The sequence below is a fragment of the Mesorhizobium calcicola genome, from assembly GCF_042682105.1.
Classification (GTDB): Bacteria; Pseudomonadota; Alphaproteobacteria; order Rhizobiales; family Rhizobiaceae; genus Mesorhizobium; species Mesorhizobium calcicola.
In genome coordinates, this window is record NZ_JBHUGY010000021.1 from 65,832 (window position 1) to 85,800 (window position 19,969).

General features: G+C 61.2%; 27 protein-coding genes and 1 pseudogene. 14 read left to right on the plus strand and 14 right to left on the minus strand.

The features are described from left to right. Window positions 1-11: 11 nt before the first annotated feature. The 6 genes from ACFSQT_RS14175 to ACFSQT_RS14200 all read right to left on the minus strand — a co-directional run bounded on the left by ACFSQT_RS14175 (window position 12) and on the right by ACFSQT_RS14200 (window position 4,375). Entirely contained in the window at window positions 12-350 is a 339-nt protein-coding gene (locus ACFSQT_RS14175; protein ID WP_379019552.1) for a hypothetical protein, read from the minus strand. Beyond that, the gene (locus ACFSQT_RS14180) at window positions 343-744 is read right to left on the minus strand and encodes a hypothetical protein (protein ID WP_379019554.1); all 402 of its coding nucleotides are present in this window, start codon (window positions 742-744) and stop codon (window positions 343-345) included. Before ACFSQT_RS14180 ends, ACFSQT_RS14175 begins: the two co-directional genes overlap by 8 nt. A 2-nt stretch (window positions 745-746) precedes the next feature. After that, window positions 747-1,532 carry a metallophosphoesterase gene (locus ACFSQT_RS14185; RefSeq protein WP_379019556.1) on the minus strand — a complete coding sequence of 262 codons (786 nt, stop codon included), beginning with the start codon at window positions 1,530-1,532 and terminating at the stop codon, window positions 747-749. Beyond that, window positions 1,529-2,092 carry a hypothetical protein gene (locus ACFSQT_RS14190; protein WP_379019558.1) on the minus strand — a complete coding sequence of 188 codons (564 nt, stop codon included), beginning with the start codon at window positions 2,090-2,092 and terminating at the stop codon, window positions 1,529-1,531. The genes ACFSQT_RS14185 and ACFSQT_RS14190 overlap by 4 nt, the downstream gene beginning before the upstream one ends. Before the next feature lie 172 nt (window positions 2,093-2,264). Next, window positions 2,265-2,786, minus strand: a complete 522-nt coding sequence (locus ACFSQT_RS14195) for a hypothetical protein (RefSeq protein WP_379019560.1) — start codon at window positions 2,784-2,786, stop codon at window positions 2,265-2,267. Then, the gene (locus tag ACFSQT_RS14200; RefSeq protein WP_379019562.1) at window positions 2,786-4,375 is read right to left on the minus strand and encodes a replication initiation protein; all 1,590 of its coding nucleotides are present in this window, start codon (window positions 4,373-4,375) and stop codon (window positions 2,786-2,788) included. The genes ACFSQT_RS14195 and ACFSQT_RS14200 overlap by 1 nt, the downstream gene beginning before the upstream one ends. Window positions 4,376-5,098: 723 nt before the next feature. On the opposite strand from ACFSQT_RS14200, the gene ACFSQT_RS14205 reads away from it, so the two are divergent. From ACFSQT_RS14205 to ACFSQT_RS14215, 3 genes are all read left to right on the plus strand, one after another. Beyond that, window positions 5,099-5,437 carry a hypothetical protein gene (locus tag ACFSQT_RS14205; RefSeq protein WP_379019564.1) on the plus strand — a complete coding sequence of 113 codons (339 nt, stop codon included), beginning with the start codon at window positions 5,099-5,101 and terminating at the stop codon, window positions 5,435-5,437. Window positions 5,438-5,540: 103 nt separating this feature from the next. Then, window positions 5,541-5,975 (plus strand): hypothetical protein, encoded by a 435-nt coding sequence (locus ACFSQT_RS14210; protein WP_379019566.1) that lies wholly within the window; start codon window positions 5,541-5,543, stop codon window positions 5,973-5,975. Beyond that, entirely contained in the window at window positions 5,972-6,316 is a 345-nt protein-coding gene (locus ACFSQT_RS14215; RefSeq protein WP_379019568.1) for an SANTA domain-containing protein, read from the plus strand. Before ACFSQT_RS14210 ends, ACFSQT_RS14215 begins: the two co-directional genes overlap by 4 nt. Before the next feature lie 378 nt (window positions 6,317-6,694). On the opposite strand, the gene ACFSQT_RS14220 is transcribed toward ACFSQT_RS14215, so the two are convergent. Further along, on the minus strand, window positions 6,695-7,726 hold the full coding sequence (locus tag ACFSQT_RS14220; protein ID WP_379019570.1) for a PIN domain-containing protein: 1,032 nt from the start codon (window positions 7,724-7,726) through the stop codon (window positions 6,695-6,697). A 127-nt stretch (window positions 7,727-7,853) separates the two neighbouring features. Here ACFSQT_RS14220 and ACFSQT_RS14225 point away from each other — a divergent pair, with 127 nt between their 5' ends. From ACFSQT_RS14225 to ACFSQT_RS14250, 6 genes are all read left to right on the plus strand, one after another. Further along, the gene (locus ACFSQT_RS14225) at window positions 7,854-8,501 is read left to right on the plus strand and encodes a hypothetical protein (RefSeq protein WP_379019572.1); all 648 of its coding nucleotides are present in this window, start codon (window positions 7,854-7,856) and stop codon (window positions 8,499-8,501) included. Window positions 8,502-8,590: 89 nt separating this feature from the next. Beyond that, window positions 8,591-8,932, plus strand: a complete 342-nt coding sequence (locus tag ACFSQT_RS14230) for a hypothetical protein (protein WP_379019574.1) — start codon at window positions 8,591-8,593, stop codon at window positions 8,930-8,932. Next, window positions 8,929-9,591 (plus strand): hypothetical protein, encoded by a 663-nt coding sequence (locus tag ACFSQT_RS14235; protein ID WP_379019576.1) that lies wholly within the window; start codon window positions 8,929-8,931, stop codon window positions 9,589-9,591. Before ACFSQT_RS14230 ends, ACFSQT_RS14235 begins: the two co-directional genes overlap by 4 nt. Further along, a complete protein-coding gene (locus tag ACFSQT_RS14240) occupies window positions 9,588-9,821 on the plus strand; it encodes a hypothetical protein (protein WP_379019578.1) in 234 nt (77 codons plus the stop codon). The genes ACFSQT_RS14235 and ACFSQT_RS14240 overlap by 4 nt, the downstream gene beginning before the upstream one ends. 12 nt (window positions 9,822-9,833) lie before the next feature. After that, the gene (locus ACFSQT_RS14245) at window positions 9,834-10,091 is read left to right on the plus strand and encodes a hypothetical protein (RefSeq protein ID WP_379019580.1); all 258 of its coding nucleotides are present in this window, start codon (window positions 9,834-9,836) and stop codon (window positions 10,089-10,091) included. A 154-nt stretch (window positions 10,092-10,245) separates the two neighbouring features. Then, window positions 10,246-10,422 carry a hypothetical protein gene (locus ACFSQT_RS14250; protein ID WP_379019582.1) on the plus strand — a complete coding sequence of 59 codons (177 nt, stop codon included), beginning with the start codon at window positions 10,246-10,248 and terminating at the stop codon, window positions 10,420-10,422. A 436-nt stretch (window positions 10,423-10,858) separates the two neighbouring features. On the opposite strand, the gene ACFSQT_RS14255 is transcribed toward ACFSQT_RS14250, so the two are convergent. The 6 genes from ACFSQT_RS14255 to ACFSQT_RS14280 form a co-directional block, all read right to left on the minus strand. Continuing rightward, window positions 10,859-11,221 (minus strand): hypothetical protein, encoded by a 363-nt coding sequence (locus tag ACFSQT_RS14255; protein ID WP_379019584.1) that lies wholly within the window; start codon window positions 11,219-11,221, stop codon window positions 10,859-10,861. Between the two features lie 116 nt (window positions 11,222-11,337). Continuing rightward, a complete protein-coding gene (locus ACFSQT_RS14260; protein WP_379019586.1) occupies window positions 11,338-11,718 on the minus strand; it encodes a hypothetical protein in 381 nt (126 codons plus the stop codon). Window positions 11,719-11,807: 89 nt separating this feature from the next. Next, window positions 11,808-12,236 carry an IS200/IS605 family transposase gene (gene tnpA / locus ACFSQT_RS14265; protein WP_379019588.1) on the minus strand — a complete coding sequence of 143 codons (429 nt, stop codon included), beginning with the start codon at window positions 12,234-12,236 and terminating at the stop codon, window positions 11,808-11,810. Window positions 12,237-12,564: 328 nt separating this feature from the next. Then, a complete protein-coding gene (locus ACFSQT_RS14270) occupies window positions 12,565-12,807 on the minus strand; it encodes a hypothetical protein (RefSeq protein ID WP_379019590.1) in 243 nt (80 codons plus the stop codon). Then, window positions 12,804-13,385 (minus strand): hypothetical protein, encoded by a 582-nt coding sequence (locus ACFSQT_RS14275; RefSeq protein ID WP_379019592.1) that lies wholly within the window; start codon window positions 13,383-13,385, stop codon window positions 12,804-12,806. The genes ACFSQT_RS14270 and ACFSQT_RS14275 overlap by 4 nt, the downstream gene beginning before the upstream one ends. 67 nt (window positions 13,386-13,452) lie before the next feature. After that, entirely contained in the window at window positions 13,453-13,959 is a 507-nt protein-coding gene (locus tag ACFSQT_RS14280; RefSeq protein ID WP_379019594.1) for a hypothetical protein, read from the minus strand. Window positions 13,960-14,587: 628 nt separating this feature from the next. Here ACFSQT_RS14280 and ACFSQT_RS14285 point away from each other — a divergent pair. Together ACFSQT_RS14285 and ACFSQT_RS14290 are read left to right on the plus strand one after the other, a co-directional pair. After that, a complete protein-coding gene (locus ACFSQT_RS14285; protein ID WP_379019596.1) occupies window positions 14,588-14,971 on the plus strand; it encodes a hypothetical protein in 384 nt (127 codons plus the stop codon). A 9-nt stretch (window positions 14,972-14,980) separates the two neighbouring features. After that, window positions 14,981-16,435, plus strand: coding sequence for a DNA cytosine methyltransferase (locus ACFSQT_RS14290; RefSeq protein ID WP_379019598.1), 1,455 nt, complete (start codon window positions 14,981-14,983; stop codon window positions 16,433-16,435). Window positions 16,436-16,647: 212 nt separating this feature from the next. Here the strand turns inward: ACFSQT_RS14290 and ACFSQT_RS14295 are convergent. Continuing rightward, window positions 16,648-16,950 (minus strand): annotated as a pseudogene (locus ACFSQT_RS14295) (transposase); the annotation flags it as partial. Between the two features lie 268 nt (window positions 16,951-17,218). On the opposite strand from ACFSQT_RS14295, the gene ACFSQT_RS14300 reads away from it, so the two are divergent. The 3 genes from ACFSQT_RS14300 (at window position 17,219) to ACFSQT_RS14310 (ending at window position 19,513) form a co-directional block, all read left to right on the plus strand. Continuing rightward, window positions 17,219-17,614: a hypothetical protein gene (locus ACFSQT_RS14300; RefSeq protein ID WP_379019599.1), complete on the plus strand. Its 396-nt coding sequence runs from the start codon at window positions 17,219-17,221 to the stop codon at window positions 17,612-17,614. Between the two features lie 361 nt (window positions 17,615-17,975). After that, complete coding sequence (locus ACFSQT_RS14305) at window positions 17,976-19,088, plus strand: hypothetical protein (RefSeq protein WP_379019601.1); 1,113 nt, start codon at window positions 17,976-17,978, stop codon at window positions 19,086-19,088. A gap of 104 nt (window positions 19,089-19,192) precedes the next feature. Next, window positions 19,193-19,513, plus strand: coding sequence for a hypothetical protein (locus ACFSQT_RS14310; protein WP_379019603.1), 321 nt, complete (start codon window positions 19,193-19,195; stop codon window positions 19,511-19,513). Window positions 19,514-19,969 lie beyond the last annotated feature (456 nt).

Here is a 19,969-nt window from a genome sequence, read left to right on the forward strand (position 1 = left end):
CCCGCTTTGCCTCAGACGTCACAGGTCTTGTTGGCTTCCTTCCAGGCCCGCTCGTAAGCCCCGCCAATCCTGCGGCGAGCGTCGTCCTCGCGCGCGACCTGAGTATTCCTCGGCACGACGTAATGGATACTCAGTGCTCCATATTTTTCTTTCACCTGCAACAGGTCGAACGAGACCTCAGGAGCTGCAGCCTTGGCTGAGGCGACCTCGTCGAAGAAGCGCCCGAGAATCGGGAGCCAGCCCGCGTAGCAGCCGAATCCTTTGGTCACGAGCGTTGGATGACGCTGGCGTATGGCTTCGTAAGCTGTCCGTTGCGCGGCGGTGTAGTCGTCCGTGTCCCAGTCATACATCGTCGACCTCTTTCCTGATTCTCGCGAAATCGCCGACAAGTGCCTCCGCCATGACGGCCGCAGCGTCGGCTGCGGCCGCTAGGGTCCCCGGCCCGATCGACGACGGACTCAGAGTCTCGTCGTGCGCGAGCGCGTGGATGGCTACGCGAGCGCAGCGGACGCCTTCCGAAAGCATGCTGTCAGCAGCAGCTGGAAGCATGTGCTGCAGCATCGACGCCGCATCGCTAAGCTCTGTCTCTCCGGACTGGATCGCGTGTCGCAGCGCCATCTCGGTCGTGTAGTCATCAAGCGATCCGGCCGGATGGGCGCCCATCCGGCCGCGGATGAGGCCAGCGGATGCGAAATGCATCCGCGCTTTCTCGACGGCTTGCTCGATGTCGTGCCACGTCACCATCGTCAAACCTCCATCACGAGCGCGGGGTCGAACGCCGCATTCTCGTTTCCGTATCCGCAAGGATTACAGACCACCCGGGTGTCTCTGACGACGTAGTCAGCGCTGTCATGCATGTGTCCGTGCACCCACAATGCTGGCCGCCACAGCTCCATCATTTCCCCGAGGTCCGACGCGAACGCTGGGTTAAGCGAGCTGCCCTTCCAGCGCGCGTTGACCGAAAGCGGATGCGGCGCGTGATGCGTGACAACCACCGTTTGACCGTCAAATGGGGTCTTCAGCTCGCGCTGAAGGAAGTTCCGACTGCGCTCGTGCAGATCCAAGGCCTTTAGCGGTGTGAACGCCTCGTACTGGGGCAACGTTCTCCACGCGATTACTTTGTGATCGTTCAGGCGTCCCTCAGCATTCGCCATGGCCCACGCCCGCTCGGAACGCTCGCGCCCGTCCAGAGCATAGTCCGTCCAAAGCGTCGCGCCGAGGAATCGCACGCCGTCGATGACGACGGCATCGTCAGACAGCAGGTGCACGTCCGCGTGCTGATCGGCGGCGAACCGCCCCCACTCCAATCCCTCGAGGACGCTGCTGTTGTAGTACTCGTGGTTGCCCGGCACGAAGATCACGGGCATCGTTGGCGCGACGTTGGCTGCGAGCCAGTGAACGGAGTTCGCCACCCCGTTAAGGACGTCCCCTGCGACCACGCAAACCTCGGCTTCCGGAAAATCTCGTCGACAAAGCGGCCTTGAGAAAAGCTCGAATTCCAAATGGAGATCGGAAAAAACCCAGAGCCTCATGCCGCTTCTCCATGCCTGTCGAGGTCCATCCCCGCTGTCAGTTCTTTGAAAGTCCTCGGCGCGAAGTTGACGTCCGGCATGTCGACGCCGACGTCTCGCGACAGCCCGTAGCCGGGAAGCCGACCGTGCGAGTGCCCGTAGAAATGCACGCTGCCGTGGTGCGACGCAGGCCATGCGCGCATCGCGTAATGGCAGAGGATCACCCGGCGACCCTCGTCGCGGACCTCGAGCAGATTCGTCGGCGGCAGGTGCCAGGGCAGCGCCGCGATCTCCGGATTCACGGCCCCGTCATGCCTCATGTCGTGGTTGCCGAGGACCAGAACCTTCTTGCCGCGGAGCGAGTGAAACAGCCGCCGGAAGGCCATGACGTCTTTTCCGGGACGGCCGTAATCGCCGAGAACATAGGTGACGTCGTCAACGGATTTTACAGTCGCGTTCCAACGCCGGACGATCGCGGCGTCCATCTCGTCGGTGCTGCCGAAGGGACGGTTGCAGTTGGCGATGATGGAAGCGTGGCCGAAGTGGGTGTCGGCAATATAGCGTTTGGTGACGTAAGCCATGACAATAATTCCTCGATTTTGAACAGGGTAGACGGGCGCGCCGCAAGGCACGCTGCGGTCATCCGGCTATTCGTATCGAGGTCCTGCGCATGGTCTCTGTCTCCGATCTGCCGTCACTGTAGTGGCAGAGATCTAATAATTCGCGATCGATACAGGGCTCGCGGCCGCGACGTCAAACGTCGTCGCCTTCATGCTCCGGAAGGTCCCGGTCCTGCCAGTGGCTGGCGGCGAACCTGAGGACCGGGTCGGGCCTTTCCTCCGGATAGGATTCGATCTCCGGCTGCGAGACTCCTGCATGGGCAAGGACCGCATCACAGGACTCCCGCAGCCGTTCCGGATGTCCGTTCGATAGCGCGACAGCCGGTGACAGCCACCATCCTGGCAGTTTTGGGTTGGCCGCGAAGACTCGGAGGACTTCGACCAGCAGGCCGCCAACGGCTTCATCAGCCCGCGCGACGGAAGGCCAGTGCTCTGGCAGGACTTCGACCAGATGCCGTTCGACGAAGTCCACACGGCGATGGTCCGGGATGCTGTTCCACGCGAAGCCGTTCTGGACGTGCCGCAGGAAGGCGTTGGCTTCATCACGGGCTTCGGCATCAAGCATGAAGCGAAGGGTCGGCGGCACTCCCTCCGGCATTGCGGCGTACATTTTCGCTTGGGGCTTAGCGACGCGGTTTCGTTCCCATTTCGACATCAAACATACTCCTCGGGGCCGTCGAAAAAGCGGCCAAGCGATTTAAGGATGCCGTCGAGATCGGCTTCCGAGACCGGGAATCTGCCGAGCTTCCAGACGTCAGGCTGACCGCGGTCCAAGAAACGCAACGTCAGGGCGATCTTGCGGTCGCCCGTGAAGACACGCCGCTGGATCGGCAGGCCGACGAGCGGCTCGATGTCGAGGCTCGTCAGCGCCGGGTCGACGTCGAATATGATTTCCTTCGCTTCTGAGAACGAAACCTGCGCAGCCGGCACATGATCAAGCTCGCCTTCGTCCACGATGAACGCAGGTGCCTTGCCGCGGCGACGCTTGCCGAAGCCGACACGAGCCTGCCTGGCCTCGTCGGCCTCTTTCTCAAGGGCTCCGTAGCCGCCTGTCATTCTCTTCGCCCCGATATCCGGAGCGTCGGCTTCTTCGGTCACGAATCCCCATGCCGCATAGTCTGCTCCGCGGGACTGGATGGCATCGAGGAGTTTCCTGCCTCGGAACTTTCTACTGTGATAGCCGTCCGACAGGGCGACCCCGGTGTTCGCTTCGTTGACGGCGATCTGCCACATGTCGGCGAATCCCCTATTCGTCATTCCGAGGGCATGGCTGAATTTTGTGGCAGCACGGCGCCAGGTCCGGGACTCGACCCGAAGATGGGGGACGTCCTTATTGCCAACGCGGACCTTGTCATCCGACGGCTTGAAGAACATCGGCACGGTATGGCGCGACGGCGGCGACAGATGGAGTGTGAAGGTCACTGCCTGAATTGCGTTTCCGCGGCCGCCCTGCTTCAGGTCCATCTCCATGCGGAAGGCCCTGACGTCGGCGAAGTCCTCTATCGCTTTCTCCAGAAAGCGCGCCCTGAGCTTGCCGCCGTGAACACGGCCGTCCGCTTCCTTGGGGAAGCCGATCCAGTCCGCGACCTCATCCGGAGTGCCGCTCACGGTGATGACGTTGTCTTCCCCGGGAACCCACGGGCGGTCCTTAGCTTTCAACGCGAACATCTTGTAGAGCCTCGTCGAAAACTTCGACCGCATCCTGGGAAGCGCCGCCAGTTCGACGTAGGCATACTGGCGCTGGTCGCGCATCAGCACCCGCAGTGGCTCCGGAAGGCGGTAGCGGATCACGTCGGAGCCGGGGGCGATCTCGACCCAGCCTTCGAGCAACTGAACATCTTCGAAGCGCCGCTCAGACGACTGGCCGTACGAGACGGTAGTGCGCTTCAGTCGCGCTAGAGAGGCCCGGATGTCAGACCGTTCGACGCGGCTGCCGAGGAATCGGATCGCGTCCGTCATGTCGAGCGAGTGCGTCTCCTCCGTCATCGGCATATTGTCGGCATACGCGCGGCTGATCAAGTATTCGTGCAAGTGATGGTCGTCGGCGGTGAGTTCATCTCTGCCGCCGACGGTCACGCCTTCAAGCATCTCCGATGGACGCGGCGACTCCGGAGCGACGATCTGCAGCTTTCCCTTAGACGAGAAGGCCTGGTCTAGGTCTCCGCGTGTTTCGGGCCGGAACAGCCCTTCGGCGGTCCTTTTGCTGACCCTGTGTCCGACTGGCGGTTTCGGTTGATGAAGCATTCGATTTTCCCTCTGCTTCATCAAGGATTTGTCCGGGCGATGCAGGCGTCAATGGTTTCGTCCCATTTATTTTTGTCGATGGCACGAAATGGCTTCGTCCCGTGCTTACGGAACGTGAGACGAAATAGCCAAACCCCTTGTGCTACAAGGTTTCGTCTCATGATTATCAGACGTGGGACAGATTGGAACCACGTCGATTTCGTCTCATCACTTAAAGCGGTGTGAACGAAACTGCGGAAACCGGGACGAAACCACATGCGATTGTTGACACGTTTTGCGGAAACCTGGACGAAATCATTGTTGACGAACGCTGACGCAGCCTAGAAAAATCCGAGGTCCGGCGCCTCCAGTTTTCGACAGATTCTAGCAGAGGGTTTCCGGGGGTGCCATTTTTGTCCTCCGGACCAATGGAATCGGAGGCTCCGCTGGAAGGCTCCGAAGGATCGATACCTGTGGCTCCGTGATCCCGGTCTTTCGTCAACGATCGCCTCCGGCATTGCAAGGAAGAAACCGGGTCGCTTCGCTCGGAGGGGGTTTAGGCAGAGCCAGATGAAACAGGCAGTGCCAGTCCTGCACCGTCGCCAAGGATTCGAATCTGGATGGCCGGGTTCGAATCCTTGGCCGTAGGCTTCGAGGCTACGCCCCCGAGTTCGACCGGCTCCGCCACAAGGTTTCGTGTCAACCATAGCCGAAGGCCACCTTGCGCAGCCTCGCATCAGGATGATGGCCCGCCGCAAGCCCGACCCCGCCGTCGCCGCCGCAGCGCCCGTCGTCGCTCCGGCACCCGCCGCTACGGCCGTAAAACTGACGGACTATTTGACTGTCAAACGCGCCGACACGCATGCCGATCTCCGGATCAAGGAAGCCGTCCACGCAGCCATGCGCCGCATCTGCGACCTGACGTCCAAATTCATCGCCGAGAAAGAAGCCGAAGGCTTCTCCCTCGCTGAAATCCTGGAGCTCTACGAAGTCGTGGGGCCTGTCGCGCCGACAGTGACCGAAGAGGACGGCCGGGTGCGCGTGCACTGGGATATCCAGATCGTCGAGCGCGGCGACCAATAAATTCCCGCCGGCGGATTAGGTTTTGCGTCGGCGGACACAATGATGAGTGGCGGGGCAGCCGAAGCAGTTCCGAAGATGGTTCCGAAAACGAGGAGTGGGGAACATGGATGAGTTCAACGCGAGCAAGGACTACATCACGGGCGCATATGTTTCCGTCGACGGCACCGAGGTCGCCAGACTCGAGTCCGAACTGGCGACTGCGAACCGCCACCTGGAAACCCTTCGCGCCTGCATGACCTACAAGCATTCGAAGATCTCCGACGCCGATATCCGTGCTGCCATTGAAGCCGGATGGCTGCCATCCGAACGGCTTCACCCGGTGTATGAGGAGCTCGCATATCAACGTGTCGTGGATACTAGCATCTCTATCTCCGACCTCGACGAGACCGTCGCCAAAATCCGGCAACTCGAAGACGAACGGGACGAGGCGGTAGTGCAGGCCGACATCGCCGGCTACACCCGGGATTGCATTGCCGCCAGGTGTAGGAATCTGGAGTCACAGCTGGCGGATTTTGAGGCCGAAAGCGAGGCCGTATGACCGTCGCATCCGTCGCCGACGAACCCGAGATCGGGCTGACAAATTGGGCGCTCGTCCAGCATAATGGCGTTGGGTACAGACTTGTCGGCGCGCACGAGGACACCAGTGTCGGCCGCATCACAAGCCCCATCGTCGCGTTCAATTTCGAGACGATGACGGCGACGACCGAGTCCGGCCGCAGGTACATCCTACGGGGAGACTCCAATCCCGCCGCCGCGCACTACATCCGGGGGTACCTGCTTCGGCACGGCATCTCCGTACGCGAGGTCGCGCTCGCCGACCTCGACGAGCTCGTGCTGCTGCCGACGGGGATCGATGTCACCCTGCCGAGGATGCAGTGATGTCGAACCTCTTCCTCTGCCCTCGCTCGAAGGCTAGAGAGAGGATCCATACAGCGGGAAGTAATGCAGGGACTTACTAAGATTCTGGCTAAGCAGGACCAACTGCCAGTCTTGTCATTGTCCGCCCTTACCTTTGTAGAGGCTCGAGTTGTAGCGGTACGATGCCCAAGCCGCAGCGCCTGCCGACACTAGGGTCGAAAGCGAAAGAACTTGGTACGCGACTGCGATTTTCTCCCCGCATGAAAACTCCCCGCAGGAGGCTTCTACGGCATCGTAAAGCGTCGACAGAGCCGACTGCAGCAGCCAGAGCACCAAGCAGAACACAGCCGTCGGGATGATGGTAGCCCAATTGATCCCCAATCTCATGCGTCGTCCCCACTAAGTGTACAGCTCGTCCCAGTCCTCGCCGAGAACCCACCGGATTGCGCTCAACTTGCCGTTGACCATACCCCATTCGAAATCGGTCCATGGCCCCAAATTTTCCTTGCCTATTTCCTGCTCCGTCCTCTTCGCCGCCTTCAGCGCTCCCGCCCATACGGTGTCAAGAATCTGATCCTGTCGGTACGGCTGGGTCGAGTACTCCGATTTCGGGGTCACCTTGACCTTTCCCTCCTGGATTTCCCAACGCAGGTTCCAGTGGCGGTTGTACCAGACCTGCCTGTCGAGCAGGTGAGCAGCTTCCAGGATTTCGGATAGCTTTCTCGGCTCTTGTGTCCAGTTGAATTCCGCATCCTGGTCGTCGAGCAGGTCAGGGTCGACGTGCCTGAGCACATCCACCAGCGAGACCCAGAAAGTCGAAGCTTCTGAGTCAAACATCGCAGCGAGGTCCGGGTGTGGTTCGCGGCGGTCTCCACTCTCGTCACTGAAATCCTTCACGTTGTGAGTGGCGAAGGCGCACGGGTTTCCGTCATCTGCGGCAGCCTTCGCCATGGCCGCGTAGCACTCCACGATCACAGCATCGCCTACGCTGTTGCGAGACCTGTGATATGGCGCCAGCCCTGCCAACGCGCGCTCCGTGACGCGCTGCTTAATAGCTTTCGTGGTCCTCATCCTGTGCCCGCCCGCAAGCAGAACATCGATCTGCCAGATGGAGTCGTAGACTGCTTCGTTGTTGATCACGATACGGTGGTCCACTTCGTGAAGCCTGGAGAGGGTGTCGAGCTTCGTCCCGTCGTCGCCGAAGCGGTTCACCGCTTCGCACACCTGTCGGAAATGGGACTGCAGGCTGCGTCGGGCATCGGCTGCTACCCTGTCCTTATTGCGGGCGAACTCGTCGCGGACGACATCCGGAACGACCAGCATGATCTCGCCTTCGCGAACGAGTTCGCGTAGCGCGCCGAGCACGGGCTGCTGTCGCCAGTCCTTGGCGACGTCGAGCCACACCGATGTGTCCAAGAGCAGCCTAAGCATTCGAGTCCCTCCCCGACGCCAGCGTAGACGCCTGACACCACTGACGAAAGGACTAGTTTCCTGCCCACGTTTTGCTGTTCCGTAGACTCCGTGCATTATAGCCCATGCGCGGCCAGGGGAGAGCGCCATGGAAGCCAAGGGAGTTACGAACTTACTGCTAGCGATCATCGCTGGCGTGCTGCTGTTCGGCCACGAGGCAATGGTCGGCGGAATCTGGTGGGTCGTCATCCTCGGGATCGGCATCGGAATCCTTTTCGCGATCCTGATGTTCGCCTCGTACCTCATCAGGGAGACCGCCAAAACCTATCGGGAAACGAAGACTTGGCGTGAGGCCGGGATCAATACCATGGGACTCATCTTCATGGTCATCGTGATCCCGCTAATGGGGTACGCCGGCCTGCTCTGGCTCGAAGGCGTGCACAAGCCGATGGACGCAGCCATGGCGTCGCTGCTCGGCACAGTATGGATGTACGTCCTCTTCGGAGCGTTCGGCGTGATGGCTCTGCTCGCCGCTTCTGACGGCATTCAATGGCTCGTCCGGAACCGACGCGACCTGCCGGGATACGCCTTGCTTGGAGCCAAGCTGGCCTGTCTCGTCCCCGTCGCGCCAATCGTGCTCCCGGTATACGCATGGCGTAAGCGGCGGCAGGGAGGAACCGGAGTCCTTCCATGCGCCATGTCGTCGGCCTATGGACTGGTGGAAGGCCTCGCCGTTTGGTTCGGCGTTCTGATGGTCGGGATCATCGCTCTCCTTGCACTGGGCGTGATCAAGTAGCGCCAGCTCTCAGGAAATTCTTCTCGTAAGTCTTGTTTCAGGCATCGCGGCGTCAATCATAGTGAGTATGCACTATGAGGAGAGGCGCGATGAGAACACCAGATGTCACCATCGAGATCATCGTCGACGGAGAGACGGTGGAACACGAGTCCGGGACGCTCGGCAGCGTCGTCGCTGATGTGCTGGCGGAGAGCCGCAAGTTCACGCGTCACTGTGCCGAGTTCTACAAGACCGAGGCCGACCCAATCGAGGCTCAGATGAATGCCTACGGCCAGCGCATCGCGATCCTTGGTCGGCTCGCCAGGTCCGGCTTTGAGCCGTCTGTCAGCATCTGCGGATTCTACGGGAGCGTGATCCCAGAAGTTTTTTTCGAGCAGGGCGAAGTCGGTGAATGCATTCCGGTGACCGTCCGGATGAAGGCGGCAGCATGACCAAGTCCACCCGAACACTCCTGCACTGGGCGCTCGTCGTCGAGAACGGCAATGGGCCGTATCTCGCCGGGCAAGAATCCAATGGCCGCAAGCGGACGTCGACTCCATTGGTCGGCTACGATCCCGCAGCCGGGACTGCGGTGACGGCGTCCGGACGTCCGTACCGCCTCGCCGGCGAAGCCGATACGGAATACGGCCTCGCCGTGGCGCGGGAGGTCTGGTCGCAGATTTTCGACCTTACGGGGTCGGATATCCGCACACTGACCGTCGATGAAGCCGTCGCGATGATCGCCGCGAACGGCAACGAGTTGTATCATCGTACGCCGGAGGAGGCCGCGCTGGCTAGGCAGTATGGGCTCGCTCCGGAGGACATCGGAACGGAAATACCGTGGTCCGAGTTCATCGATGAACTCGTGATCCCGGATCCAGTAGGCGATGAGCTGGTTCTCCTCGTCAAAGCCGACGCCGTCACCTCCATCGCGGCCCTGATCCATGAGCGCTGCCTGACGATAGATGAGGCTGCGGAACTAGTCGATCTGGAGGCGGCCGTGCTGCGCGGGCTCGTTGAGCATGGGCGCACGGACGGGGTGAGCATCGAGAGACTGGACAAGGTGTACGAGGCGCTTGAGGCGGCGCCGGGAAACAAGAGGGAGCCATGAACATTCGTAGCCCCAAGGCCATTAAGGCCGATCTCGCGCTGTCGATTCTCGACAATATCCGGCAGCGTGGCCTGTCCGTCGAAGCCGTGGCTGAAATCGCGGGCGTCGACGTAGAGCGGATGCGCGCGCTCGTTGAACGGCGCGAGATCGAGCGGTTTGTGGTCGAGGAGATGGAAGACATCTTGGAGGCGGTCGACGCGTCCGGGCCACGGTTTGGTGGGAGAGCGTGATGGATTGTCTCGTTGACCATCGTTGATCGAGTAGTCGCCGCGCTGGATGCCCAGTCCGTCGTCATGCTGAGCGCGGTCATCAAGGCAGGTGAGGACCACTTCGCTGCGCATGCGACCGAGCAGGCCGCCGTCGACTACTTGAACCTGCTCGAATCCTTGGCCATAGCCGCGAACAACGTCGGGCCTGCCACGGCGGGCGAGATCAAGTCACGTGTCCGTGTCCACGGCATTGTGCTCGGCCTTGAGAAGGTGCTGATCCGAATTCCCTGACCTTCGCCTCAAGGTCATCTAGGCGATGGAAGCGGGCGATGGACAAGGACTTCGGTGTCTAGAGGCCGCGCCTAGCGATTATGGCTACCACTGCGACTGCGGAGGAGGTCGCTTCGAGACACAGGGCTGCCAGCTGCCGCGTCGCGGTCCTGCGATGCTGGAGGTGGACGGCGAGGTCTACGGCCGCCCGCGCATGTGCCCGGACCTCCTTGTAGCCTTCCCCCGGAAGCAGACCCGGCTGGAGGGCAAGCTGAACGCCTTCGTTCAGGCGCAGTCGACTATGCAAGGAGCTCAGTGCGTCGAGGGCGGCTTCGAGGCGATCGCCTCCTGAAGGATCCGCGAAATCCCGATTCCGTTGAGGGAAGTAACGGGGGAGCCGGCCATTACACGCCATTCTCGGATGCCTCGCCGCAGCCTCCGGCAATGCGCCCGCAGCGGGCGGATGTCGGCGCTGGACGAAGGATTCGTTCCTGCCGGTCAGGCATCGCAAGCGCGGGACGCGCACGCAGCGGGTGCGATCAGGGCGGGCGCCGATCGGGAAAACCTGCCCGGGTCAGTGTGTTCAAGCCTTTTCGGCTGATTCATCGCAAAACGGATCGACACACGTTGGCACTGAGTGCCCTCGGCGAGGCGCCAGGCTACTCGGGCCCATGGAAAAAGCCCGTGATGGGTATCCGATTGCGGACAGCGCCTGCAGGAGCAAAAGCCCCCCGGGGTGAGCCAGGGGCCATCAGGACAGCGATGACCCGATGATCTCCCGCAGCGGGTCAGGACGTCATCGAGCTGCGCCATGCTCTCATGATCATCCACATGACCAGCCGCGTGACGATCGACGGCGGGGAGTCGCCTTCCGACTCGCAATCGGCTTTCTTCCGCCGCTTGCGGGCGATGAACTCGGAGATCGAGTCCTTGCCGCAGCCATGCTCCGCGCTGCGCTGCATGTGACCTGGGTCGAGCCGTTCCATGCCGGCCGCGAACGCGCCCCAGAGCCTGCTGGCGTGCATGCGCTTCGCTGCGTGGCTGCAGACGGTATCGTCCGAATCGCCGCCGAGGACCGTATTCGCCAGCTGGTCGAGCGCGATGCACACGTTCCAGACGTGTTTGCCGGCTATCTCGAGTTTCGTCGCCATCATCCCCTCCCATTCGTTTCCGGGCCCCCGCGGGTGGCTGCCGCCATCGAAGCCCTCGCCACGGAGAGCTTGGAAGGGGGCAGCCGGGGCCGAAGCCCCGGTTTCCCTCGCCGCGGTCAGGCGGCCTCTTTTTCCTCTTCCTCGATCCGCTCCGCCCATTCGCAGGCCTCGATCGCGGCAGCGGCAGGATTCGCCGCCGCCCAGGCGGTCCCTATGGCTCCCTCAGTCGGCGACCCAGGAGCGAACTCGTAGTAGCGCTCGACGCCATTGTACGTGAGTTCCCCGGAATACGAGTCCATGCCGAAAGTGAGCGTTACCGCCTCCGTGCAGAGGACCGCCCCGGCGGACTTGGTAAACCACACCGTCGCGGTACGGGCATCGTTGCGTTCGATGAGATCGACCGTGCCGGCGAGGTCGGCCGGCACCTCGGTGCGGATCACCAGTTCTTCGGTCTCCGGCTCGGCCGGCTCGTTCATGACGCTTAAGTAGTTTGACATATGTGAATTCTCCACCGCCTGAAAGGCGGTGGCTTCAGTTTACGGCTTAAAGCCGGATCGGTCCGCCCATTGGCGGACAGGGCGTCAACTCATGTCACGTTGAAGTTGTCGTCGGGCTCCGGTGGCATCTGGTTCTTGATGTACTCAAGCCATATCTCGTCGGTGACGTTTCCGCTCGTCGCCGCCCAATAGCCCCTCGCCCACAGATGCTGACCCCAGTAGCGCTTGCGCAATATCCCGAATTCGCTCAGCAGCTTATGCGAACTGCGACCTTTCAGATATTGCACCGCGCGCGATACCGACAGGCTCGGTGGGATCGACACCAGCATGTGCACATGGTCTCGGTTGATCGACCCGGCATGCACCACCATTTCATGCGCTTGCGCCGTCTCGCGCAGCAATTCACGGCACCGATTGCCAACGTCGCCACCAAGAACCGCATAGCGGTACTTCGTCACCCAAACCAGGTGATACTTACAGTCCCAAACCGTATGGCTGCCGCGCTTGTACGCTTCCATCCAGACAATCTATACCGCAAATCGTCACCGCCCCATCCCGGCCGCCTAAAGGCGTGGGGTTTACAGATCCCCTATCGGGGACTCTAAAACTCCTTTAACTTGCCACATCGGAGGATTTCCCTGTGATCATGGCGTTTCTTCGCCGCTCAGATAACAAGGGTGTCCGCAATCGGATAGAATTGCAATAGACTAGTTTGTTGACAACGACCCATTCCAGCCTTCGTGAGCGCCAATATTGTTAACGGTATGCTGAAACTGCTTGCCGACTGATTTGGATGTTACAGTAAGATTTTTCTGAAGGCCGCCGGACAGCGGCCTCCTGAGATGCCTAGGCGGCCTTCCGGCGGGGGATCACCTCGAGCCCGGCCGCACGGCAGCGCGAGATCGCCCTGGCGACTAGCTCGGCCTCCATGCTGCCGAGCGCGTTGGCCGGCGGCACGCAATCCGGTCGGCTTTCGGAGCCCCAGGCCTTTACGGTGCCGAACGGCCTCCGCAGGAGCGTGGCCAGTTCGTCAAGGGGAACGCCCAGTTCCCCTCGGAGATCGTTGAAGCGGGCTTTGGCGTCTATCATGCGGCCTCCCTGACTTTGAGAACGCGGAGCGCGGCGATCTCCTTCGCGCATGCGCTGGCCCAGAATTTCGGCATCCGGATCAGCCCGTCGATCTTGCGCTCGGCGATTGTTGCAGACGCGACCCTGGCGCGGTCCAGGAGCCCGATCGCATCGTCGATTTCTGACTGTAGCCGTGTGCGCAGGGCTTCGTCGGCGGCATCGCCAGCTACGGAAACCAACTTTTCCGCGACGAAGGCGACGGCCGTTTCGGCGCGGTGCAACTGGTCGCCGCACTGGCGTAGTTCGCGGGCGAGGTCGAGGTTCAGTTCACGGGTCGGCATGCCGGCGCAAAGGAGATCCAGCGTCTGCCCGAAGGCATCTGCAGCGGCCGCACGGATGCTTTCCGCCTCGTCTAACGCTGCAGTCAGTCCGGCAGCGCCGCACTCGTGCAGCCGGACCTTTTTGAACCCGTGGAGCCGCTGCCTGACCGCATCGATAGCGCCCAGCGCGATAAGGATTTCGGCCTTCGCTTCTTTCTCCGTAAACATCGTATCTCTCCCTTCATTCGTTCCCGCGTCCTTGCGGGTGGCTGCCGCCATCGAAGCCCTCGCCACGGAGGACTTGGAAGGGGGCAGCCGGGGCCATAGCCCCGGTTCCCTGGCGCCGTCAGGCTGCGTCGTCCAGCAGGTCGCTCCCTTCGTCGCTGCGTAGGCCTTCGATCTCGATGCCCTTGCGGTAGACCCGGACGGCGTTCCTGCTGCTGAAAGCCACTGTCGCGTCCTGGCCCCCGACCCTTCGGTTTTGGGCCTCGATCTCCTCGACGATCTCTTCCTCGATCGCGCAGGCCGGCACGGTGACCACGAAGAAATCTTCGACGCCGTTCATAGCCACGCTGATCTCGGCGGATTCCGTGGCGTTGAAGTGGGCGATCATGCCCCTGATGATCGCCCGGGCCAGCCGCCAAGTCTCTCCGGAGAGCTGGTTGAGCCCGTGGATATCCATGATCTGATCCGCTACGTGCATCAGCAGCGTGTCGGCGCTGTCTGCGCCTCGGATGCCGCGGTACCCGCAGCCGTCGATGACGCCGATCCTGGAAGACTTGGTGTCGCCGCTGTCGATTCCGTTTTCGATAAGCTTGCGGATCCCGTCGTAGCCGCTGTTGAAGTCTGACATATCTAAAACCCCTGTATCCGTGCCCCATCGGAGGCTTTCCCCATGGTCCCGGTCGCTTTTTGCGCCGTCCATGCTCTAAGGGTGTCCGCTGTCGGATACAATTGCAAGGACTAATTTGTTGACGAGTGCTTCCGTAATTGTTGACACATATCAAAACTTTGACGAATCCTTGGAATAAGACTTTATTTAATCTGCAGTTTACGATGAAGTTATTTTCTTGATCTGTCGCCTCGCTGGCGGGATTCGGGCCGCCGGGCGTGGCATCATGGACGTGTCGCAAGGATCCGATCCCGTCCCGGACCCGTCCGCCGGCAGCGCCAACTGGACAAGGGTCATCTGGATGCGGAGGGACGTCAACGACGAAGCCGGCGGCGTCCGGTCGCAGGGGGGCTGGTCCCGGTTGTGACACCAAGGACTCCCGCAATTGTTGACATGCCTCGAGCCGGCGAAAACTTCACGGGCGGCTGGAAATCCTGAGAGAAAAAGGCAGAGGCGGGAGCGGCAGCGCGCCGCGCGCTTCAATTAATAGACATGTGGGTGCTCGGCGGGCGCGGCCCGCGGGCATGCGGACAGGCGTGACGGTCCCGGGCGAGTTTACCGGAGAGCGGCTCGATCGATGCGGCATGCCTTGAACCAGCGGTCGATGCGCTTCTCGTCGCGGACGTCTCAGGCGACATCGGCGCGGCCGCAACTCACGTTCAGCAGTATGGAATTTTGTGGTCGCCAGCCGTCTGGCGGGCTTTCCCAGCCTTTCGAGGTGGTCTCGACGTTCCTCGGCGCACACGAGTTTCCAGACGATCGCAGCCGCGAGGCGTACATCGCCGAAATTCTCGATGAAATGATCCCGGAAGTCGCCCGGCGCGCCATGGCCGAGTTTAACGACGTCTATTGCGATGACGGCTACTACTCGGTGACTGGGCACTTGGCATGTGTTCCATCGTTGCTCTCAAAAATGTTGCTGAAATGCAACAGAATCAGTCCTCGTCAAATTATTTTCAGCAAAATCTGTTGACCGACCCCAGTGAAAGCTGAAGCGTGTCAACATATTGGTTCTATTTGGGAATTTGACCTGGTTAAAAATCCGGGGAACCCTGGTTGCAGGCATCAACAACGAGGGCTTTCTTGCATGCGGGTTTTCTCGACTTTCTCAGGTATCTCGGCGGCAAGTGTCGCTTGGAAGCCGTTAGGCTTTCGGTTCGTCGGCTTCAGCGAGATCGAACCACTTCCGTGTCATGTGCTTCATCATCGCTGTGGCGCTAGCCGCCCCAAACATTTGCCCGAGGGCGATCTCAAGCGTGCCAAAGCCGTGGCGGGGCTGCCGGAAATCGGCATACCAAATCTTGGCGACATCACCCGGATCACCGATGAGGATCTCAAGGCGCTAGGGCCGGTCGACGTGCTCGAGGGTGGCACACCTTGCCAGGATTTTTCGGTGGCTGGCCTGCGGGAAGGACTGACCGGAGCAAGGGGCAATCTGACGCTCGCTTTCTGCCGGTTGGTGGAGCGGATGCGCCGCATCAACAATCTTCAATTTGTCATTTGGGAGAACGTGCATGGAATCTTGTCAGACAAGACGAACGGTTTTGGGAATTTGCTCGCCGCGCTGGTCGGGGAAAGCCAGGCGCTCGTCGCGCCAGGGCAAAAGTGGACGAACGCGGGTCACGTTGCTGGACCCGAGGGGCAGGTGGCATGGCGTGTCCTCGACGCACAATATTGGGGAGTGCCCCAACGTCGCCGTCGCGTCTTCGCTGTCGCAAGTATTGGAGACCAGTCCATCGATCCTTGCGCGATATTGTTTGAGCCGGAAGGCTTGCGAGGGCATTCTGCGGCGGGCGGAGAAACGCGGAAAGGAACTCCCGGCGCCGCTGCCGAAGGTTCTGCGGGCGGTTCGCTAGTCTATGCACTCTGCGACGACTATGTGCCAAAGGCTTCGCCGGATGTCGCTTATACGTTGCTCGCCGGATCACGTACGGGCACCGGGCATAAGCAATGTGTCGTGCACGGCGAGGCTTTGGCCTTTATGGCCGGGCAGGGGAGCAAGGCAGGAGGCATCGCCGCCTCCTGGACCATCGCGCCAACGCTGCGCTCTAGCGACAGCGGCACCAACCAGGTGCCGAGCGTTGTCCAGTCCCTCCCGGGATGCGCGTCGTCCAGTGCCGCGCGGCGTAGGCGTGGGGATCTACGTCTTTCGACGGGTCGATCGAGATCACGGGATGGGTTATCGAGCCGGCGAAAAACCGCTTCTGCTACCGGCCCTCGGTGGGTCGTCCGATATCTGCTCCCGGTGGAATGCGAGCGCCTGCAAGGATTTCCGGACGGATGGACCGATGTTCCGTTCCGTGGGCGCCAGGCTGCGGACACGCCGCGATACCGGGCCGTCGGCAATTCCATGGCTGTGCCGTGCATGCGCTTCATCGGCGAGCGGCTGCTGGATTGCTGGCTGCGGCGGACACTGCCGCTGAGAGACGTCGCGTGATGACCTCGCGCATCGGCTGACGCAAGGCGGTTCTTATCCGAACGTCGGCCGGTCCCGCCTAATATGGGGCGAGGCTGCTTGGTGTGCCGCGGTGATTGCCAACGGCTCGCGGCTCTTGAACTCCAATCGCTGTGGGGGCGATCGATCGTGTCCCCCGGCGTGGTGTAGCTGGCGGCATTGGTCGCCATGCTCTCCCGCATGGGCCGGGCTGATCAGCGTGCCACGGCTGGCAGGCTGATGAGGGGATCATCGATCATCTGGCTGATCGTTTCCAGGGTCATATATCTGGCCCGCTGCACTGCCCATTCATCGTTTTGTTCGAGCAGGATTGCGCCGACGAGGCGCACGATCGCATCGTCGTTCGAGAAGATTCCGACGACCTCGGTGCGCCGCTTAATCTCGCCGTTGAGACGCTCGATCGGATTCGTCGAGTGGAGCTTGGCGCGATGTTCCTTCGGGAAGGTCATGTAGGCCAGCACGTCGGGCTCGGCGTCGTCCATGATTGTCGCCAGCTTCCGACAAGCTCGCCGCCTGATTCATACGGCTCCGCGCCTGCCGGTGCGGAGCCGTTACAATTTGAACGGTTCCCTCCCTAAAGGATTCACCTCATCCTAAATAATCTGGCCTGCATATTTCGGAGATCTCGACTCCGATGCTGATCCATGATTACAGCCGCATTGGCTGTCATGTTGCGTCATCGCCTGACTGCTTGAACCGCGCTCTCTAAGCGGGTCCGGGACTTCCCACTCCTACCTCATCATACCAACAGTGGAGTCCAAGAAGATGAAGGCTGCCCTCAAACTCAAACTTAGATCCGTCAACGAACTGACCCTCCCGGGCAGTTACGAAACGCGGGTGTTCCAGGCCACCCCCCTCGACATGCGAACCCTGCGCCAAGGTCCGCCGAACTGGATGGCAGAGATCCAGTTCGTGCCGTCCGGCGACAGAATGCAGCCGCGCTGCGCGGTGACCATTCCGCGTCGCTACCCGTGCGCGAACCGCGGTTCCGAAGCGGCTGCCAAACGGTCGGCGGCGTTGGCGCTCGACGCGCTCCGACGTTACTACGCCGAGACGGGCGAGCGGTTCGAAGTCCGGCACGATCGCGAACAGCGTCAGCCGGGTGCCGTCCGCGAACGGCTGCTCGACCGCCTGACGGCCATGTCGAGACCCCACGTCTGATCCGTCAGACCCCGAAGCCCCGCCAGGATAGGCGGGGCTTCTTTGATCTTTGATGCCGAAGCCGAGGCGGCCTACCTTGCAGCCAAGTCGTTCGGTACCATAACGATTTCGTCAGCGAGCAGTGTCGTCCGGTGGTCCGAGTAGCCGGTCCGCAAGGATTCCGGAATTCGACCATCTCGGTCCGTCGAGGATGCCTGCATGAGTGGAACCAGGGCACCTGTCAGGCACTGCTCGGCCTCTATGTCGGGTGCCTTTTGAGGGACTGACGATCGTGCCGGCGAAATTCTCGATGGCTGAACAGCGAACACACCTTTGCTGAAGGTAATTATTTTCAAAAGTGCTGAAGACAAAGGAGAATGACATGAGCGACATTGAAACACTCACCGCATCGATACTGAGCGCGTTCAAAACGACCGCGCAGAAGACGCAGCTGCGGGCGGTGCCGTTCTCCGCGGACGAGATCGTCCGCAGGGCTCTGGCGGACACGAGCCACAGGCACGAGTTCCTCGAGACCGTCGACGTGAACGGCGTATCCGTCAGCGCCTATGGCATCCCGACGCTCTCGAAAAAGCTGCTGGTCTTCACGGCGGCAGACGGCAAGGCGTACAGCGGCTTTGCTCCGATCCGCAAGCCTGCCGCTCCGAAGGCTCCGAAGAAGGCCGCGCAGCCGGCGGAGCCGAAGGCAAAGCCTTCAATGCCCGTCGTGACCTCTGAACCGAAAGACATCGAAGCAGACGAGCGCACTGGTATCAGGACACGCACTCACGACGGCGCGCACAAGCTTTACACATACGTGCCCCAGGGCGCGGCCGTGGGCGACCGCGTCGTTTCTGGCAGCTTGACGACGCGCATTATTGAGCTGTCGGATATTACCAACCGCGGGCAGATCGTGCATCTCGTCGAAGACCAGGATTTCGGCCGGATCATCGCCGTCATGTCGGCGCTGGCGCGCGAGCCAAAGCGTCACGACGAGCCGCTCGATTCTATCACGAGAACGGACGACAAGATGTACGTCGAAGCAGCTCCGGGCACTTTCGCCGCAGGCGATAGGTTCACATCGAAGTCGCTGCGCGAGTATGTCGTCACGGGTGTCGGCGAGCCCTTCAGGAACACGTATTCAGAGAAATGGCTTCAATACGCATACGTCGCTAAAGCAGATGCATACGATGCGATGGACGACGCAGCGAAGGCCGCTCTGCCGAAGAATGCGGTCGAGGCTGACGCGCTGAGAACCGAAAAGGCCAAGGTTACCGCAAAGGAGGAACGTCGGGCCGCAACGGTCCTCGGCGGCAAGGCTCTCACCGGGACGCCGAAGCAGAGGGCTTGGGCTGAAACGATCCGCAAGGACACGCTCGGCAAGGTGTCGAAAGAGACCGCTGATAAGCTGCTTTTCGGAGAAAAATTTCAGTCGGCTATGTTCTGGATCGACAACCGCTACGATCTGCAGAGCGGCTGCGTCGGGAGGTTCCTGTGAGCCTGCGGTCTTACCAGAGAGACCTGAGCGCAAAGGTATCGTCCGCGAGCACATCCCTACACGCTACGATGTTGATCAACCTCAAAAAGAACGGGAGGAACACTATGAGAAACGAATTCGAAGCCCTGGCTAAGGCCAGCGCCGAGGTCGCGATGCAGACACAATGGCTGCTCAACACGGTCGCCGCCGTATGCCGCGAGCCTGACCCGGCATCGATGATCGGTCTGCTCGAGTACTCTGTCCGGCAAGCGGAGAAGGCGAAGGCCTCATACCTGAAAGTCGGCCAGCCGGACGAACGTCTGGTCCGGTCGATGGACCGTGCCGTCTCACACGCGCTGAACGTCATCCGCGACATGCAGCTGCCCGACTGGGATTGGGCAGCCTTCGCAGCCGACGCAGCACGATCGGAAGTGAGGCCGTCATGAGGACTGCGTCGCACCAGGAAATCAGGGATCACTACATCGCCGTTTGCGGCATCCTGAAGCGGGCTGGCTGGGATTCACTTCGCATAGCCGGCGAGATCGGCGTGGCCAGGCAGACGTCATATCAATACGGCTTCAAGGGGCGGCGGCTTTGGGTTTCGCCTCCAGCTTGGGCCTTGGCACCGCGATCCCTCCAGCCGCTTCTGCTTGTCGGCTTTCCAATCGGGCATCTTAGCAGCATTCCTGCCGTGGAGCGTGTCCTCCGCCGCGTCGGCCACCGGCCAATTTCGGCCTGAAGCTCAGCCTCCCGCTTCTTCATGCGTTGGTAGCCGTCATCATCGCGGATCAAACGGTGGCTGACCAAGTCCGCTCCGGCAGCCGCCAACAATCGCCGAAAGATGAAGCTATTCCCGCATCAGCGCCACGATCAGCCGCGGCGGGTGGTTCTCGGCCACGTAA